This is a genomic window from Ralstonia sp. SA306, from assembly GCF_054792405.1.
In genome coordinates, this window is sequence record NZ_CP096451.1 from 987,211 (window position 1) to 1,003,620 (window position 16,410).

A 16,410-nucleotide genomic window follows, 5' to 3' on the forward strand; every position below is an offset into this window, starting at 1 on the left:
GAATCCTGTGAGGCAGCCACGCGAAAATTCACATTCACAGGATGTGATGATCACGCCGCGCGGCGTCAACGGCCTTGGCCGTGAAAAATGTTGCGATGCTAGCAAAAATGCGGCTCCGCGGACAGTCCAACGGTCGGGCGGGCCGCCAGGAGTGGGGAATCGCGCCGACGCTGGACCGCCATGCGGCATTGCAGTATTATTCCCGGTTCACAACATCTGTGGTTTGTCTCATCTGGCCGCCCATCAGGCGGACCATCCATGCAGACGCGCACCGCTCAAATCCGCGCCACAAGCCCGGTAGAGAGCATCCAAACAATTTTTTGCCGAAAATTGCAAAGGACTGACATGAATATGCCAAGCGCGGAATTTTCCCACGCCAATAGCGGTTCATCTGCCGACATGATGGGGGCTGACATCCTCGTCAATGCGCTCGCGGCAGAGGGCGTCGAGTTCGTCTGGGGTTACCCCGGCGGCGCGGTGCTCTATATCTACGACGCGTTCTACAAGCAAAACAAGATCGAACACATCCTGGTGCGCCATGAACAGGCGGCAGTCCATGCGGCTGACGGCTATGCGCGCGCCACGGGCAAGGTCGGTGTCGCCCTCGTGACTTCCGGCCCGGGCGTGACCAATGCCGTGACCGGCATCGCCACCGCTTACCTGGATTCGATCCCGATGGTGATCATCACCGGCAACGTGCCGACGCACGCCATCGGACAGGACGCCTTCCAGGAATGCGACACCGTCGGCATCACCCGACCGATCGTCAAGCACAACTTCCTGGTCAAGGACGTGCGCAACCTTGCTTCGACCATTAAGAAGGCGTTCTTCATCGCCTCGACCGGCCGTCCGGGCCCGGTGGTGGTGGACATCCCGAAGGATGTCTCGCGCGAGATGTGCAAGTACGAGTATCCGAAGACGATCGAGATGCGCTCGTACAACCCCGTCAACAAGGGGCACTCCGGCCAGATCCGTAAGGCGGTGAGCCTGCTGCTGCAGGCCGAGCGTCCGTACATCTACTCCGGTGGCGGCGTGGTGCTTGCCGAGGCCAGCGAAGAGCTGCGCCAACTGGCTGCGCTGACGGGTTACCCGGTCACGAACACGCTGATGGGCCTGGGCGCATTCCCGGGCACGAGCAAGCAGTTCGTGGGCATGCTGGGCATGCATGGCACGTACGAAGCCAACATGGCGATGCAGAACTGCGACGTGCTGATCGCCATCGGTGCGCGCTTTGATGACCGCGTGATCGGCAGCCCGGCGCACTTCACGTCGCAGCCGCGCAAGATCATCCACATCGACATCGATCCGTCGTCCATCTCCAAACGGGTGAAGGTCGACATCCCCATCGTCGGCAACGTCAAGGACGTGCTGCAGGAGATGATTGCCCAGATCCAGTCCGGCGAAGCCAAGCCGAACAAGACGGCGTTGGCCAAGTGGTGGGAACAGATCGAACAGTGGCGCAGCGTCGATTGCCTGAAGTACGACCGCAATTCCGAGATCATCAAGCCGCAGTACGTGGTCGAGAAGATTTGGGAACTGACCAACGGCGACGCTTTCGTCTGCTCCGACGTCGGTCAGCACCAGATGTGGGCCGCGCAGTTCTACAAGTTCAACGAGCCGCGCCGCTGGATCAATTCCGGTGGCCTGGGCACGATGGGTGTGGGCCTGCCGTACGCCATGGGCATCAAGAAGGCGTTCCCGGACAAGGAAGTCGTCACCATTACCGGTGAGGGCTCGATCCAGATGTGCATCCAGGAGTTGTCGACCTGCCTGCAGTACAACACCCCGGTGAAGATCTGCTCGCTCAACAATGGCTACCTGGGCATGGTGCGCCAGTGGCAGGAAATCGAGTATGACAACCGTTACTCGCATTCCTACATGCAGGCGCTGCCCGACTTCGTAAAGCTGGCCGAATCGTATGGTCACGTGGGCATGCGCATCGAAAAGACCGCTGACGTCGAGCCCGCGCTGCGCGAAGCTTTCCGACTGAAGGATCGCACCGTGTTCCTCGACTTCCAGACCGACCCGACCGAAAACGTCTGGCCGATGGTCCAGGCAGGCAAGGGCATTTCCGAAATGCTGCTCGGCGCGGAGGACCTGTAATGCGTCACATCATTTCCGTCCTGCTGGAAAACGAAGCCGGCGCACTGTCGCGTGTGGTGGGGCTGTTCTCGGCGCGCGGCTACAACATCGAGACGCTGACGGTCGCTCCGACCGAGGACGCGTCGCTGTCGCGGATGACGATCGTTACGACCGGTTCGGACGACATCATCGAGCAGATCACCAAGCACCTGAACCGCCTGGTGGAAGTCGTCAAGGTCGTCGACCTGACCGAAGGTGCGCACATCGAGCGCGAGCTGATGCTCGTGAAGGTGCGTGCAGTCGGCAAGGAGCGCGAGGAGATGAAGCGTACGGCGGATATCTTCCGCGGCCGCGTCATCGACGTGACCGAGAAGACCTACACGATCGAGCTGACCGGCAACGGCAGCAAGCTCGACGCGTTTCTCGATGCCATCGATCGCACTGCCATTCTTGAGACCGTCCGTACGGGCGGCTCGGGCATCGGCCGCGGCGAGCGCATTCTGAAGGTTTGAACCGGCGCGTGCGTGCTGCCGGACTCCATCGATATTTGAAAATTAGGACATCACCATGAAAGTGTTTTACGACAAGGACGCCGACCTCTCCCTGATCAAGGGCAAGAACGTCACCATCATCGGCTATGGCTCGCAAGGCCACGCCCATGCCCTGAACCTGAACGACTCGGGCGTGAAGGTGACGGTCGGTCTGCGTAAGAACGGCGCGTCGTGGAACAAGGCCGTCAACGCCGGCCTGCAGGTCAAGGAAGTGGCCGAGGCTGTGAAGGAAGCCGACGTTGTCATGATCCTGCTGCCGGACGAGCAGATCGCCGACGTGTACAAGAACGAAGTGCACGGCAACATCAAGCAGGGCGCTGCACTGGCATTCGCCCACGGCTTCAACGTGCACTACGGTGCCGTGATCCCGCGCGCGGACCTGGACGTCATCATGATCGCACCGAAGGCTCCGGGCCACACCGTGCGTGGCACGTACACGCAAGGTGGCGGCGTGCCGCACCTGATCGCCGTGCACCAAGACAAGTCGGGCGCCGCACGTGATATCGCCCTGTCGTACGCTACCGCCAACGGCGGCGGCCGTGCCGGCATCATCGAAACCAACTTCCGCGAAGAAACCGAAACCGACCTGTTCGGCGAGCAGGCTGTGCTGTGCGGCGGTACCGTCGAATTGATCAAGGCTGGTTTCGAGACGCTGGTGGAAGCTGGTTACGCTCCGGAAATGGCGTACTTCGAGTGCCTGCACGAGCTGAAGCTGATCGTCGATCTGATCTATGAAGGCGGCATCGCCAACATGAACTACTCGATCTCGAACAATGCCGAATACGGCGAGTACGTCACTGGCCCGCGCGTCGTGACGGAAGAGACCAAGAAAGCCATGAAGCAATGCCTGAAGGACATTCAGACCGGCGAATACGCCAAGAGCTTCCTGCTGGAGTACAAGGCAGGCCAACCGACGCTAATCTCGCGCCGCCGCCTGACCGAAGAGCACCAGATCGAGCAAGTTGGCGCCAAGCTGCGCGCGATGATGCCCTGGATCGCCAAGAACAAGCTGGTTGACCAGACGAAGAACTGATCGGTTGCATCCTGTGCGAGAAAGCCAGCCTTCGGGCTGGCTTTTTTTTATGCTGATTCCAAGGCGCCAAACATTGTTTCAAGTGCTGGCGCGGCCCCGTGTCGGCTAGAATGCCGCATTTCCTTCAAGACGCTGTCGAGGTCTGATTTGAACAACACGTATCCGCATCCCATCATCGCCCGCGAGGGTTGGCCGTACCTGGGCGGGATTTTCATCGTCACGCTCATCGTGCAGGCCGCCGCCGGCTTCGGCTGGGCTTGGCCGTTCTGGGTGCTGACGCTGTTTGTGCTGCAGTTTTTCCGCGATCCGGCCCGCGCCGTGCCAACGCAAGCCAATGCGATTCTGTCCCCGGCCGATGGTCGCATTGTCGCCGTCGAGCAGGTGCGTGACCCGTATGCCGATCGCGACTCGCTAAAGATCAGCGTGTTCATGAACGTGTTCAACGTGCACTCGAACCGCGCGCCGGTCGATGGCACGGTGCAGCAGGTGCAATACTTCCCTGGCAAATTCGTCAATGCGGACCTGGACAAGGCGTCGCTCGAAAACGAGCGCAACGCCATCGTGCTGCGCCGTGCTGATGGCCAGCTCGTCACTTCGGTGCAGGTGGCTGGATTGATCGCGCGGCGCATCCTTTGCTATACCAAGGCAGGCGAAGCGCTCACGCGTGGCCAACGCTATGGTTTCATCCGCTTTGGCTCCCGCGTTGATGTGTACCTGCCGCTGACGGCACGCCCGCGCGTGACCATCGGCGAAAAAGTGTCCGCCACGCTCACGGTGCTTGCTGAGCTGGACTGATTCGGAGGCCGCCATGCCCGCGTTCAACCGACGCAAGAAGCGTTTTACCGCCGGCAACGTGACGCACTTGCGTCCGCTGCGGCACAACCAGCCGCGTTCGGATGACGACGATCTTGAGATCGTGCGTCCGCGCCGTCGCGGCATCTATCTGTTGCCCAACGCGTTCACGACCGCAGCGCTGTTCGCTGGCTTCTTCGCCATCGTGCAGGCGATGAACCTGAACTTTGAGACGGCTGCGATCGCCATCTTCGCGGCGATGGTGCTCGATGGCATGGATGGCCGAGTCGCCCGCATCACCAATACGCAAAGCGCGTTCGGCGAGCAATACGATTCGCTATCGGACATGGTGTCGTTCGGCGTTGCGCCGGCATTGGTCATGTACGAATGGATCCTGCGCGATCTGGGCAAGTGGGGCTGGCTTGCGGCGTTCGTGTATTGCGCTGGCGCCGCACTGCGCCTCGCGCGTTTTAATACCAACATCGGGTCGGTCGACAAGCGCTTCTTCCAAGGCATGCCGAGCCCGGCAGCCGCAGCGCTCATCGCGGGCTTTGTCTGGCTGGCGATCGACAACAAGCTGCCGGTCAAAGAGCTGTGGATGCCGTGGGTGGCCTTCGGGCTGACGCTGTATGCAGGGCTGTCGATGGTGTCGAACGCGCCGTTCTACAGCGGCAAGGCGCTCGACGTTCGTCACCGCGTGCCATTTGGCGTGATGGTGCTCGTGCTGGTGTTGTTCGTGGTGATATCGAGCGATCCGCCGGTTGCGTTGTTCGGCCTCTTTGTTGGTTACGCTGTATCGGGCTACTTGCTGTGGGGCTGGCGTGCGCTGCACGGGCAACAGGGGAGTCCGCGCTTGCCCAAACAAGCGTCGGGCGATGCGCATGAGTGACCGATGCGCTGCACCAATGTGCGCTTGCGCCGATTTTTGAATTCGTCTATAGTCGATCGCATGCTTTCGCGCCCGATTTCCATTCTGATTACGCTAGTCTCGATTGGTGGCCTACTAGGTCGTCAGGTCGGGACACGCGCATAGGAAATCGCAAGACAAGGCAAGCAGAAACCGCCAAGTTTTCGCGAACCAGGATTCACAGCGCCCCGGCCTGCAACCATGCACGCCGGGGCGTTTTGCATTCTGCGCCGCAAAAACCATTCGAGACACCCACTAAGACCGACGCCAAAAACGTCACCCCACCAGGAGCCGCCATGAGCGACAAACTCATTATTTTCGATACCACCTTGCGCGACGGCGAGCAGTCCCCTGGGGCGTCGATGACCAAGGAAGAGAAGATCCGCATCGCCAAGCAGCTTGAGCGGCTCAAGGTGGACGTGATCGAAGCCGGCTTCGCGGCCAGCTCCAACGGTGACTTCGAGGCGATCCGCGCGATTGCCCAGTCGGTCAAGGATTCGCGCATTTGCTCGCTGGCCCGTGCGAATGACCGCGATATTTCCCGCGCCGCTGAGGCGCTCAAGCCGGCCGGCCAGTTTCGTATCCACACGTTCATCGCTACATCGGCGTTGCACATGGAGAAGAAGCTGCGCATGTCGCCGGATCAGGTGTACGAGCAGGCGCGCCTGGCGGTGCGCTTCGCGCGCCAGTTCACCGACGACATCGAGTTCTCGCCGGAAGATGGCAGCCGCTCCGACATGGATTTTCTGTGCCGCGTACTGGAAGGCGTGATCGCCGAGGGCGCGACCACCATCAACCTGCCGGATACGGTGGGCTACGCGGTGCCGGAAGGTTATGCCGCGCTGATCCGCTCGGTGCGCGAGCGCATCCCGAATTCCGACAAGGCGGTCTGGTCGGTGCATTGCCATAACGACCTTGGAATGGCGGTCGCGAACTCGTTGGCCGCTGTCAAACTGGGCGGCGCACGCCAGATCGAATGCACGATCAACGGCCTGGGCGAGCGTGCCGGCAATACCAGCCTCGAAGAGGTGGTGATGGCCGTGAAGACGCGTCGCGACTACTTCAATCTCGACGTTGGTGTCGATACCACGCAGATCGTGCCGGCATCCAAGCTGGTTTCGCAGATCACCGGTTTTGTCGTCCAGCCGAACAAGGCTGTCGTGGGCGCCAACGCGTTCGCGCACGCTTCGGGCATCCACCAGGATGGGGTGCTCAAGGCGCGCGACACATACGAAATCATGCGTGCCGAAGACGTGGGCTGGACAGCCAACAAGATTGTCCTGGGCAAACTCTCGGGCCGCAATGCGTTCAAACAGCGCCTGCAGGAACTGGGCATTGAGCTCGACTCAGAAGCCGAACTGAACGCAGCCTTCACCCGCTTCAAGGAGCTGGCTGATCAAAAGGCCGAGATCTTTGATGAGGACATCGTCGCCATCGTTTCGAACGAAGCACAGCACAGCGAGGGCGAGCATTTCCGGTTCGTGTCGCTGGCCCAACGTTCGGAAACTGGTGAGCGTCCACACGCGCGCATCGTCTTCGTTGCAGACGGCAAGGAAGTGACGGGCGAAGCGGAGGGCAATGGCCCGGTTGACGCGACGCTCAATGCGATTGAGAGCAAGGTCGCCAGTGGCGCCGAGCAGCTGCTGTATTCGGTTAACGCCATCACGACAGGCACTCAGGCGCAGGGCGAAGTGACGGTGCGGCTGTCCAAGTCGGGCCGCATCGTCAACGGTGTGGGTACCGATCCGGACATCGTTGCGGCTTCGGCCAAGGCTTACCTTGCCGCACTGAACAAGCTGCAGGACAAGAGCAGCGAAAAACTCAACCCGCAGATCTGATCGCGGGTTTTACCAACACACGCAGGAGTCAGCCCAGACCCCAACACGATCACCACTGAGCGCGCACCCGGTTATCCACCGGAACGCGAAGCGGGTGCGGCGGCACTGGACACGTCAGGAGCGTGCGCCATGCCAGCCGTCTTTGAGAGCGATGTCTGTGCGATCCACGACATGGCCGACCCGAATGTCCACGCCAGGCGATGCGCCTCGCGTGGATGTTGCCGTTCTGGCGTTTAGCGCTGGCTTACCGACTGGAATCGTGATCGTGGTCGTACATCGGGTCTGGGCTGACCTGCGTGAGGCGCACGATGCCGTCGCGATCGAAATAGAAGTTCATCAGCGATGGCCACACGCCCTCGTGCCTAAAGCGATACGACCACACCTGCCGATTCATCAGCCGGAAATAGGCGGTCTCTTCGGGCTTGCCGAACGTCTGCAGCACGTCAGCTCGCGTCGCTGTGCCGACGCGGATCTGCGCAAAATCCATTGTGGTCAGAATCTGCCGGAATGAGACAAGCTTGCCGCTCGCATCGAAATCAGCGGCATATGTGAATTGCCCATAGGGCTGCGTTGGATATAGCCAGCGCGTGCCGCCATTCGCACGCGGATACCTCTCGGGCGGTTTGCCAAAGCGGGCTTCCACGGCAGAAGCAGGTTGGCCGACCAGTGCCTCGCCCGTTTGTATGGGCGCCAGCACGGTACACGCGCACATTGATGTCAGCGCTACAGCGAGCAGCGCCGCGCTCCGCCATATTGATCGAATGCTCACAATGATTCTCCCGGGGCTTTCAGTGTAGGAGCCCGTGCGAGTGGTGCTGGCTTGTGCCGACATGCAACGGCGCTTTACCATCCGCGCTTCACGGAGATTTGCCATGGTGTTTCGTTGGTTTGTGGCCGCGCTGGCGGCTGTAGGGTTGTGTGGCGCGGCAACTGCCCAGCCTGAAGCAGCGCCAATCCGGCTGGCGCTGATTGAAGGGCTGTCGGGCCCGTTTGCCAATGCGGGCGAGGCGGTGGATCGCAATCTGCGCATGGCCATTGAGAACGTCAATGCACGCGGCGGTGTGAAGCTGCCCGATGGCCGTCATCCGCTTGCGCTCGTGCGCTTCGATAGTAAAAACACCGTCGACGAATCGTTGCTGCAATTGCAAGCCGCTACGGACGGGGGTATCCGTTTCGTTCTGCAGGGCAATAGTTCGGCGGCTGCGGCTGCGTTGTCGACGTCGATTTCGCGCCACAACGACCGTCATCCGGACGCGCGCGTGCTGTTCCTGAACTACGCCGCCGTCGATCCGGCGCTGACCAACGAGGCATGCAGCTTCTGGCATTTCCGCTTCGACGCGTCGGCAGATATGCGCATGCACGCGCTGACGGAAGTGATTCGCGCGGACAAGGCGATCAAAAGGGTCTATCTGATTGGGCAGGACTACACGTTCGGTCGCCAGGTGGCGCAATCGGCGCGTCAGCAGTTGGGTGAGAAGCGGCCGGACATAGCGATCGTGGGCGAGGTTCTGCACCCGATCGGCAAGGTGAAGGACTTTGCGCCGTATGTGGCGCGCATTGCCGCGTCGGGTGCGGATACGGTCATCACCGGCAACTGGGGCAACGATCTGACGCTGCTCGTCAAGGCCGCACGAGATGCCGGGCTCAAGGCGCGCTTCTTTACGTTTTATGGCAACTCGCTCGGCGCACCAGGCGCGATGGGCGAAGCCGGCGTCGGTCGCGTGGTGGCCGTGGCAGAGTGGCACCCGAACCTGGGTGGCGCCAAGTCCGATGCGTTCTATAGGGCCTTCCGTGCCCGCTATCCGGCACCCGCCGACGACTACCCACTGCTGCGCGACCAGATGATGATCGACATGCTGGCCGCTGCCATCGAGCGGGCCGGTACCACGGAGGCCACCGCCGTGGCACGTGCGCTGGAAGGCGCATCGCTGGACAACGGCTTCCACCGCGTCACCTTGCGAGCGGACGATCATCAGGCCATACAGCCGCTTATCGTCACGCAGATGGAGCGGGCGGGTACGCTTGGTGCGCCCTTCGATATCGAGGGCTCCGGCTACGGTTTTCGTACGCTCAAAGTGATTCCTGCTTCGCAAACCGCTTTGCCGACAACTTGCAAAATGGTGCGCCACTGAGCGGGATGACACAGAACTGTCGTCAGGGCGGGGTTCTGGGCTATAATCGCGGTCTTGCTGTCCAGACCGGTTTTGGATCGGGTGGGTAGCAAGATCATTGTTCAACACGGCACCAACGGCGGCTATTCAGGCGCTGCAGTGTCCGCAAGTCAAAGGAATCAAAATGTCCGTCGCTGACATCAAGAAGCAAGACATCGTCAAAGATAACGGCCGCAGCGCCAACGACACGGGTAGCCCGGAAGTGCAGGTTGCACTGCTGACTGCCCGCATCAACGAACTGCAGCCGCACTTCAAGGCGCACATGAAGGATCACCACAGCCGTCGCGGCCTGCTCCGCATGGTGAGCCGTCGTCGCCGTCTGCTGGACTACCTCAAGAGCAAGGACGCTGACCGTTACACCGCGCTGGTTGCAAAGCTGGGTCTGCGTAAGTAATGGTGGGTATCACGCACTGCGCGTGATGAAAAGTGCCTGCGTCAGCGTGCTGATGCAGGCATTTTGTTTTTGGCGGCCGCGTTTGTGGCCGCGCCGGGCAACCGGTGAGTGATGGCAGCCGGCCGATTCAATCGATGAGGCGGCTGCCATGGACCGGAGGCGGCAGGAAGCAGGGCCTTGTGTCATTCCAGCGCGGCGTTGGTGCCAGCGCGGCGCTGGAATGGCATAAAACACACCTCTGCAACCGCACCGTCTTCCGGAACGTGTTTGTCGCGGCGTAATGGAAATCGACTTTGAATCGTCGGTGCCGCGAATACCGAACAGGAGAAAACATGTTCAACAAGATCGTCAAAGAATTCCAGTGGGGCGGCCATAAGGTCCGCATGGAAACGGGTGAGATCGCCCGCCAGGCGAGCGGCGCTGTGCTGCTCGACATGGACGACACCGTCGTGCTCGCTACCGTGGTGGGCGCCAAGAACCCGAAGCCGGGTCAGGACTTCTTCCCGCTGACCGTCGATTACCTCGAGAAGACCTACGCTGCGGGCAAGATTCCCGGTGGCTTCTTCAAGCGTGAAGGCCGTCCGTCGGAAAACGAAACGCTGACCTCGCGCCTGATCGATCGTCCGCTGCGTCCGCTGTTCCCGGAAGGCTTCTACAACGAAGTCCAGGTCGTCATCCACGTGCTGTCGATCAACCCGGAAGTGCCGGCCGACATCCCGGCGCTGGTCGCTGCTTCGGCTGCGCTGGCTGTGTCGGGTCTGCCGTTCAATGGCCCGGTGGGCGCTGCCCGCGTGGGTTACAAGGATGGCCAGTACCTGCTGAACCCAAACCGTGCGCAACTCGCGCATTCCGATCTGGACCTGGTTGTGGCCGGTACCGAGCGTGCCGTGCTGATGGTCGAATCCGAAGCGCAGCAACTGTCGGAAGAAGTCATGCTGGGCGCCGTGGTGTATGGCCACGAGCAAATGCAGATCGCCATCAACGCGATCCACGAACTGGTGCGCGACGGCGGCAAGCCTGAGTGGGATTGGCAAGCGGCTCCGAAGAACGAAGCGCTGGTCGCCAAGGTGTCCGAACTCGGCCTGGCTGATCTGCAAGCTGCTTACCAATTGCGCCAGAAGTCGGCCCGCAGCCAGAAGCTGAAGGAAGTCTACAAGTCGGTTGCCGCTAAGCTGGCCGAGGCCGGTGTGGAAGCCGACGGCGTGGAAGTCGACAACATCCTGTTTGAGCTGGAATCGAAGATCGTGCGCGGTCAGATCCTGAGCGGCGAACCGCGTATCGACGGCCGCGACACCCGCACGGTGCGCCCGATCGAGATCCGCTCGTCGGTGCTGCCGCGTGCGCACGGCTCGGCCCTGTTCACGCGTGGTGAAACGCAAGCGCTGGTGGTGGCCACCCTGGGCACCAAGAGCGACGAGCAGATCATCGACGCGCTGCAAGGCGAGTACCGTGACCGCTTCATGCTTCACTACAACATGCCGCCGTTCGCCACGGGCGAAACCGGCCGCGTGGGAAGCCCGAAGCGCCGCGAAGTCGGCCACGGCCGTCTGGCCAAGCGCGCACTGATCCCGGTGCTGCCGAAGGACGATGAATTCGCTTACACGATCCGTCTGGTGTCCGAAATCACTGAGTCGAACGGTTCGTCGTCGATGGCTTCGGTGTGCGGCGGCTCGCTGTCGCTGATGGACGCTGGCGTGCCCATCAAGGCGCACGTGGCCGGCGTGGCCATGGGCCTGATCCTGGAAGGCAACAAGTTCGCAGTGCTGACCGACATCCTCGGTGACGAAGATCACCTGGGCGATATGGACTTCAAGGTCGCTGGTACCGACGCTGGTATTACCGCACTGCAGATGGACATCAAGGTGCAGGGCATCACCAAGGAAATCATGCAGGTGGCACTGGCACAAGCCAAGGAAGGCCGTCTGCACATCCTGGGCAAGATGCAGGCAGCCATGGGCGGCGCACGCACGGAGCTGTCGGAGCACGCTCCGCGCATGATCACGGTCAAGATCAATCCGGAGAAGATCCGCGACGTGATCGGCAAGGGCGGTTCGACCATCCAGGCGCTGACCAAGGAAACCGGCTGCACGATCGACATCCAGGAAGACGGCACGATCACCATCGCGTCGACGTCGTCGGAAGGCATGGCAGAAGCCAAGCGCCGCATCGAAGGCATCACGGCAGAAGCCGAAGTGGGCAAGATCTATAACGGCACCGTGCTGAAGCTGCTGGATTTCGGCGCAATCGTGAACATCCTGCCGGGCAAGGACGGTCTGCTGCACATCTCGGAAATCGCCAATGAGCGCGTGAACCAGGTTTCCGACTATGTGAAGGAAGGCCAGGCTGTGCGCGTGAAGCTGCTGAGCACCGACGAGAAGGGCCGCATGCGTCTGTCGATCAAGGCTGCCAAGGCTGAAGAAGGCGACGTGCCGGCCGCTGCACCGCAAGCACCGGGTGCTGACGACGCTGCCTCGCAACAACAGCAGCAACAGCAGCAGTAAGCGGGCGGTTTCCGCTAAGAAAAACGGCTGGACGATGTCCAGCCGTTTTTTTGTTTACACTGCGTCGCGAGTTCCTCCCGTTGCCCCTTCGCGCCCCATCATGAGCCGCCTGTTCGAGCAAAATCGCATCGCCATCGTCTGGGATTTCGACAAGACGCTGATCCCGCGCTACATGCAAGTGCCGCTGTTCGATCGCTTCAATATCGCCGAGCAGGGTTTTTGGGACGAGGTGGCCGCAGGCTCGCGCGAAATCGAATCGCGCGGCCAGAAGGTCAACCACGAAACGTTCTACCTCAACGTGCTGCTGCGCCATGTGCGCGACGGCCGCATGGGTGGCCTCGACAATGCCACGCTCCGTGAACTGGGCGCCGAACTCGAATTCTTCCCCGGCGTGACCGATTTCTTCGAGCGCAGCAAAGCGTGGGTGCGCGACAACGCAACCTACCAAGCGTTCGACATCAAGCTTGAGCACTACATCGTCAGCACGGGCCTGACGGAGATGATCAAGGGCTCGCCCATCGCCCCATACATCGACGGCGTGTGGGGCTGTGAATTCCTTGAGGCGCCCGACGCCAACGCTGATGGCAGGCAGGTCGTCTCGGAAATCATCTACGCCATCGACAACACCACCAAGACGCGCGCACTGTTTGAGATCAACAAGGGCGTCAACAAGCACCCGGAAGCGGTGAGTGTGAATTCGTCGATTGCCGAGGACGAGCGCCGCGTGCCGTTCGCCAACATGATCTATGTGGCTGATGGGCCGAGCGATATTCCGGCGTTTTCGGTCGCGCGCAAGGGCGGTGGTCGCACCTATGCTGTCTACAACCCAGAGAGTCCGCGCTCGTTCGAGCAGGCCGACAACTTGCGTGCCGATGATCGCGTCGACATGCTCGGCCCGGCCGACTATCGCGCCGGCTCGCCGACGGAGATGTGGCTCAAGTTGCATATCGGCAAGATCGCCGACGGCATCGTTCACGGCAAACAAGAAATCATGCGCGAAACCACGCGCGGCATTCCGCAGCACTTTGTCGAACCGAAGCGTAGCGTCTCGTAACTCACGCGCAGCGTCGTAACCCTCATCGATCCGATTCCCATGAAAGCGATTGAAATCACCCAATACGGTGGCCCCGAAGTCTTGAAGCTGGGCGAGCGCCCGATGCCGGAGGCCAAGGCCGGCGAGGTACTGATCCGCGTGCGTGCAGCGGGCGTGAACCGGCCTGATGTGTTCCAGCGGACGGGCAACTATCCAGTGCCGCCCGGCGCCTCCGATATTCCGGGGCTTGAAGTTGCTGGCGAGATCGTCAGTGGCGATCTGGCGCACGCCGACAATCGCTACGGCCTGAAGGTGGGTGATCGCGTCTGCGCGCTGGTACAAGGCGGCGGCTATGCGGAGTTCTGCACAGCGCCGCTGGGCCAAGTGCTGCCCGTGCCGGCCGGCTTGTCCGATATCGAAGCCGCTGCATTGCCGGAGAACTATTTCACCGTGTGGTCGAACGTGTTCGACCGCGGCTTGCTGGGGCAGGGCGCACACGGCGCCGATGAAACGCTGCTCGTGCAGGGGGGCTCCAGCGGGATCGGCACGACGGCGATTCAGATCGCGTCTGCGTTGGGTCACCGCGTGTTCGCCACTGCGGGCAGCGCCGACAAGTGCGAGGCCTGCGTCGAACTCGGCGCCACGCGCGCCATCAACTACAAGACCGAAGATTTCGTCGAAATCGTCAAGACCGAGACAGGACGCGGCGCCGACGTGGTGCTCGACATGGTCGGCGGCAGCTATGTCGCGCGCGAAATTGCCTGCACCGCCGATGACGGCCGCATCGTATTGATCGCGTTGCTGGGCGGCGCCAAGGCCGAGGTGCCACTGGGCGACATCCTGCGCCGGCGCATTACGCTGACGGGCTCGACGCTGCGTCCGCGTCCGGTTGCATTCAAGGCGGCCATCGCGGCCAATCTGTATAAGACGGTCTGGCCGTTGCTCGTGTCCGGGCGCATCAAGCCGGTCGTGCATGAGGTCTTACTGGCCGCACAGGCGGCCCAGGCGCATACCTTGATGGAATCGAGTGCTCACATCGGCAAGATTATGTTGGTTTGGGATTGACTCTAAGACGTCAAAATTGACCCCGTTTTTGCCGCCGCGGTAGAATGCCGGGTTTATTTGACAGTCGACCGGGCAAAACGTGAACGCAAGACCGAAGCTGGTGGTGGGCAACTGGAAGTTGCATGGCACCCTGAGCGCGAACGCCGCACTGCTTGAACAGATCAAAGCGGCCGGCAAAACCAACGCTACGCTGGCCGTATGTGCGCCATTCCCGTACCTGGCGCAGTGTCAGTCGCTGCTCGCCGGTTCTGCGGTGGGCTGGGGCGCACAGGACGTGTCGGCTGAAACGCGAGGCGCGTTCACCGGCGAAGTGGCGGCGTCGATGCTGTCGGAATTTGGCTGTGGCTACGTGATTGTCGGTCATTCCGAGCGTCGCTCGTACCACGGCGAAACCGACGCGCAAGTGGCGACCAAGGCGCTGCGTGCACTGGAACATGGCATCACCCCGATCGTCTGTGTGGGCGAAACGCTCGCGCAGCGCGAAGCTGGTGAGACCGAGCAGGTAGTAGCCCGCCAACTGGATGCGGTGCTGGAAGCGCTGTCGGTCGAGCAACTGGGTCGTATCGTCGTGGCGTACGAACCGGTTTGGGCAATCGGCACGGGCAAGACTGCCACTAGCGAGCAGGCGCAGGCTGTGCACGCGTTCCTGCGCGCACGTGTTGCTGCCCGCGACGCTGGCGTGGCGCAGCGCTTGGCGATTCTGTACGGCGGCAGCGTCAAGCCGGACAATGCGGGCGAGTTGTTTGCAATGGCGGACATCGATGGCGGCCTGATCGGCGGTGCATCGCTGAAGGCAGAAGATTTCCTGGCGATCGGTCGCGCATAAGCGATCGATCGAGTCGCCATGTCACACATGTGCGACTGCAACATATTACTGAGAGAAGCGAAATGGCAATTCTGAAAACTCTGCTACTGGTTGCGCAAATTCTGAGCGCGCTGGGCGTGATCGGCCTAGTGCTGTTGCAGCACGGCAAGGGTGCGGACGTTGGGGCGGCGTTTGGGTCCGGCGCGTCGGGCAGCTTGTTTGGCGCCACCGGCTCGGCCAACTTTCTGTCGCGTACGACGGCCGTGCTGGCAACCGTGTTCTTCATTGCCACGCTGGCGCTGACGCTGATCGGCACCAACAAGGGCAGCGTGTCGGCAGGTGTGATGGGTTCGGTTGCGCCTGTTACGTCTACGGCATCGGCACCCGTGGCCTCGGCTCCTGCTGTTGCTCCGGGCGCAGCTTCCGCGCCCGCTGTGCCAAAATAATTTGATGTAACGATCGCGGCGTACCGATGGGGTTTTCCGGCGCGCTGCGAGGCATAAGATTTTTGTTTGTGCATTGAACAAAAGCTTTGCTTTGCGGTAGAATGCAAGGCTTGAAACAAAGCGGGAAACGGCAAGGGCGTTAAGTCTCAACCGGGTTCCTGATAGAGTTTCTTCCCCCAGCCGACGTGGTGAAATTGGTAGACACGCTATCTTGAGGGGGTAGTGGCGAAAGCTGTGCGAGTTCGAGTCTCGCCGTCGGCACCAATCAAATTCGGGGTCTGTTCAACGGGATGTTCCGCGCAGGCCCCTCCGCAAGACGACGCGTAGTCGAGGCGTCGTAAGGCTGCGGACCCGGCGCCTTCGATGGGGCGACAAGGCGCCGCCTGCGGGCAGTGCTGTTGCAACCATTCAAAAAGGCGGGCGTCCCTTGAACCTCGAAGCCTATTTCCCCGTACTGTTGTTCATCGTTGTCGGCGTTGGCCTTGGGCTTGCTCTGATGACCATCGGCCGAGTCCTCGGTCCGAACAATCCCGATCCTGACAAGCTCTCGCCGTACGAGTGCGGCTTCGAAGCATTCGAAGACGCGCGCATGAAGTTCGACGTGCGCTATTACCTCATCGCCATCCTGTTCATCCTGTTCGATCTGGAGACTGCGTTCCTGTTCCCCTGGGGCGTGGCACTGCGTGAGATCGGTTGGCCGGGGTTCTTCGCGATGGGCGTGTTTCTTCTCGAGTTTCTCGTGGGCTTCGTCTACATCTGGAAAAAAGGCGCGCTCGATTGGGAGTGATGTGA

Annotated in this window: 15 protein-coding genes and 1 tRNA gene; 15 read left to right on the forward strand and 1 reads right to left on the reverse strand. The window is 61.3% G+C overall.

Annotated elements, in window-relative coordinates:
- Positions 1-345 precede the first annotated feature (345 nt).
- The 6 genes from M1D44_RS04660 to M1D44_RS04685 all read left to right on the forward strand — a co-directional run bounded on the left by M1D44_RS04660 (position 346) and on the right by M1D44_RS04685 (position 7,203).
- Positions 346-2,103 (forward strand): acetolactate synthase 3 catalytic subunit, encoded by a 1,758-nt coding sequence (locus M1D44_RS04660; RefSeq protein ID WP_024975281.1) that lies wholly within the window; start codon positions 346-348, stop codon positions 2,101-2,103.
- Complete coding sequence (gene ilvN / locus M1D44_RS04665) at positions 2,103-2,594, forward strand: acetolactate synthase small subunit (protein ID WP_021195003.1); 492 nt, start codon at positions 2,103-2,105, stop codon at positions 2,592-2,594. The genes M1D44_RS04660 and ilvN overlap by 1 nt, the downstream gene beginning before the upstream one ends.
- Before the next feature lie 55 nt (positions 2,595-2,649).
- Positions 2,650-3,666 carry a ketol-acid reductoisomerase gene (gene ilvC / locus M1D44_RS04670; RefSeq protein ID WP_004630832.1) on the forward strand — a complete coding sequence of 339 codons (1,017 nt, stop codon included), beginning with the start codon at positions 2,650-2,652 and terminating at the stop codon, positions 3,664-3,666.
- A 147-nt stretch (positions 3,667-3,813) separates the two neighbouring features.
- Positions 3,814-4,461: a phosphatidylserine decarboxylase gene (locus M1D44_RS04675; RefSeq protein WP_024975282.1), complete on the forward strand. Its 648-nt coding sequence runs from the start codon at positions 3,814-3,816 to the stop codon at positions 4,459-4,461.
- A gap of 13 nt (positions 4,462-4,474) precedes the next feature.
- Entirely contained in the window at positions 4,475-5,347 is an 873-nt protein-coding gene (gene pssA, locus M1D44_RS04680) for a CDP-diacylglycerol--serine O-phosphatidyltransferase (RefSeq protein ID WP_024975283.1), read from the forward strand.
- Between the two features lie 314 nt (positions 5,348-5,661).
- Complete coding sequence (locus M1D44_RS04685; RefSeq protein ID WP_004630827.1) at positions 5,662-7,203, forward strand: 2-isopropylmalate synthase; 1,542 nt, start codon at positions 5,662-5,664, stop codon at positions 7,201-7,203.
- Between the two features lie 244 nt (positions 7,204-7,447).
- Here M1D44_RS04685 and M1D44_RS04690 read toward each other — a convergent pair whose 3' ends face one another.
- Positions 7,448-7,915 carry a hypothetical protein gene (locus M1D44_RS04690; RefSeq protein ID WP_316854181.1) on the reverse strand — a complete coding sequence of 156 codons (468 nt, stop codon included), beginning with the start codon at positions 7,913-7,915 and terminating at the stop codon, positions 7,448-7,450.
- A gap of 160 nt (positions 7,916-8,075) precedes the next feature.
- On the opposite strand from M1D44_RS04690, the gene M1D44_RS04695 reads away from it, so the two are divergent.
- The 9 genes from M1D44_RS04695 (at position 8,076) to M1D44_RS04735 (ending at position 16,405) form a co-directional block, all read left to right on the forward strand.
- Complete coding sequence (locus M1D44_RS04695) at positions 8,076-9,335, forward strand: branched-chain amino acid ABC transporter substrate-binding protein (RefSeq protein ID WP_037031504.1); 1,260 nt, start codon at positions 8,076-8,078, stop codon at positions 9,333-9,335.
- A gap of 163 nt (positions 9,336-9,498) precedes the next feature.
- Positions 9,499-9,768, forward strand: a complete 270-nt coding sequence (gene rpsO, locus M1D44_RS04700; RefSeq protein WP_012436069.1) for a 30S ribosomal protein S15 — start codon at positions 9,499-9,501, stop codon at positions 9,766-9,768.
- Between the two features lie 332 nt (positions 9,769-10,100).
- A complete protein-coding gene (gene pnp, locus M1D44_RS04705) occupies positions 10,101-12,269 on the forward strand; it encodes a polyribonucleotide nucleotidyltransferase (RefSeq protein ID WP_024975286.1) in 2,169 nt (722 codons plus the stop codon).
- 100 nt (positions 12,270-12,369) lie between these two features.
- Complete coding sequence (locus M1D44_RS04710) at positions 12,370-13,323, forward strand: HAD family hydrolase (protein WP_024975287.1); 954 nt, start codon at positions 12,370-12,372, stop codon at positions 13,321-13,323.
- A gap of 39 nt (positions 13,324-13,362) precedes the next feature.
- Positions 13,363-14,367: an NAD(P)H-quinone oxidoreductase gene (locus M1D44_RS04715; protein ID WP_024975288.1), complete on the forward strand. Its 1,005-nt coding sequence runs from the start codon at positions 13,363-13,365 to the stop codon at positions 14,365-14,367.
- Between the two features lie 79 nt (positions 14,368-14,446).
- Positions 14,447-15,193 carry a triose-phosphate isomerase gene (gene tpiA, locus M1D44_RS04720; RefSeq protein ID WP_024975289.1) on the forward strand — a complete coding sequence of 249 codons (747 nt, stop codon included), beginning with the start codon at positions 14,447-14,449 and terminating at the stop codon, positions 15,191-15,193.
- A 62-nt stretch (positions 15,194-15,255) separates the two neighbouring features.
- Positions 15,256-15,618 (forward strand): preprotein translocase subunit SecG, encoded by a 363-nt coding sequence (secG, locus tag M1D44_RS04725; RefSeq protein WP_024975290.1) that lies wholly within the window; start codon positions 15,256-15,258, stop codon positions 15,616-15,618.
- Positions 15,619-15,797: 179 nt separating this feature from the next.
- Positions 15,798-15,882 (forward strand) — tRNA-Leu (locus M1D44_RS04730).
- A 163-nt stretch (positions 15,883-16,045) separates the two neighbouring features.
- Positions 16,046-16,405: an NADH-quinone oxidoreductase subunit A gene (locus M1D44_RS04735; RefSeq protein ID WP_004630810.1), complete on the forward strand. Its 360-nt coding sequence runs from the start codon at positions 16,046-16,048 to the stop codon at positions 16,403-16,405.
- Positions 16,406-16,410 lie beyond the last annotated feature (5 nt).

What these genes read in the sequence shown, in the direction of transcription:
- M1D44_RS04660 (WP_024975281.1), top strand. Translation starts at nt 346, where the DNA reads ATGAATATGCCAAGCGCGGAATTTTCCCACGCCAATAGCGGTTCATCT.
- ilvN (WP_021195003.1), top strand. Translation starts at nt 2,103, where the DNA reads ATGCGTCACATCATTTCCGTCCTGCTGGAAAACGAAGCCGGCGCACTG.
- ilvC (WP_004630832.1), top strand. Translation starts at nt 2,650, where the DNA reads ATGAAAGTGTTTTACGACAAGGACGCCGACCTCTCCCTGATCAAGGGC.
- pssA (WP_024975283.1), top strand. Translation starts at nt 4,475, where the DNA reads ATGCCCGCGTTCAACCGACGCAAGAAGCGTTTTACCGCCGGCAACGTG.
- M1D44_RS04685 (WP_004630827.1), top strand. Translation starts at nt 5,662, where the DNA reads ATGAGCGACAAACTCATTATTTTCGATACCACCTTGCGCGACGGCGAG.
- M1D44_RS04690 (WP_316854181.1), bottom strand. Translation starts at nt 7,915, where the DNA reads ATGTGCGCGTGTACCGTGCTGGCGCCCATACAAACGGGCGAGGCACTG.
- M1D44_RS04695 (WP_037031504.1), top strand. Translation starts at nt 8,076, where the DNA reads ATGGTGTTTCGTTGGTTTGTGGCCGCGCTGGCGGCTGTAGGGTTGTGT.
- rpsO (WP_012436069.1), top strand. Translation starts at nt 9,499, where the DNA reads ATGTCCGTCGCTGACATCAAGAAGCAAGACATCGTCAAAGATAACGGC.
- pnp (WP_024975286.1), top strand. Translation starts at nt 10,101, where the DNA reads ATGTTCAACAAGATCGTCAAAGAATTCCAGTGGGGCGGCCATAAGGTC.
- M1D44_RS04710 (WP_024975287.1), top strand. Translation starts at nt 12,370, where the DNA reads ATGAGCCGCCTGTTCGAGCAAAATCGCATCGCCATCGTCTGGGATTTC.
- M1D44_RS04715 (WP_024975288.1), top strand. Translation starts at nt 13,363, where the DNA reads ATGAAAGCGATTGAAATCACCCAATACGGTGGCCCCGAAGTCTTGAAG.
- secG (WP_024975290.1), top strand. Translation starts at nt 15,256, where the DNA reads ATGGCAATTCTGAAAACTCTGCTACTGGTTGCGCAAATTCTGAGCGCG.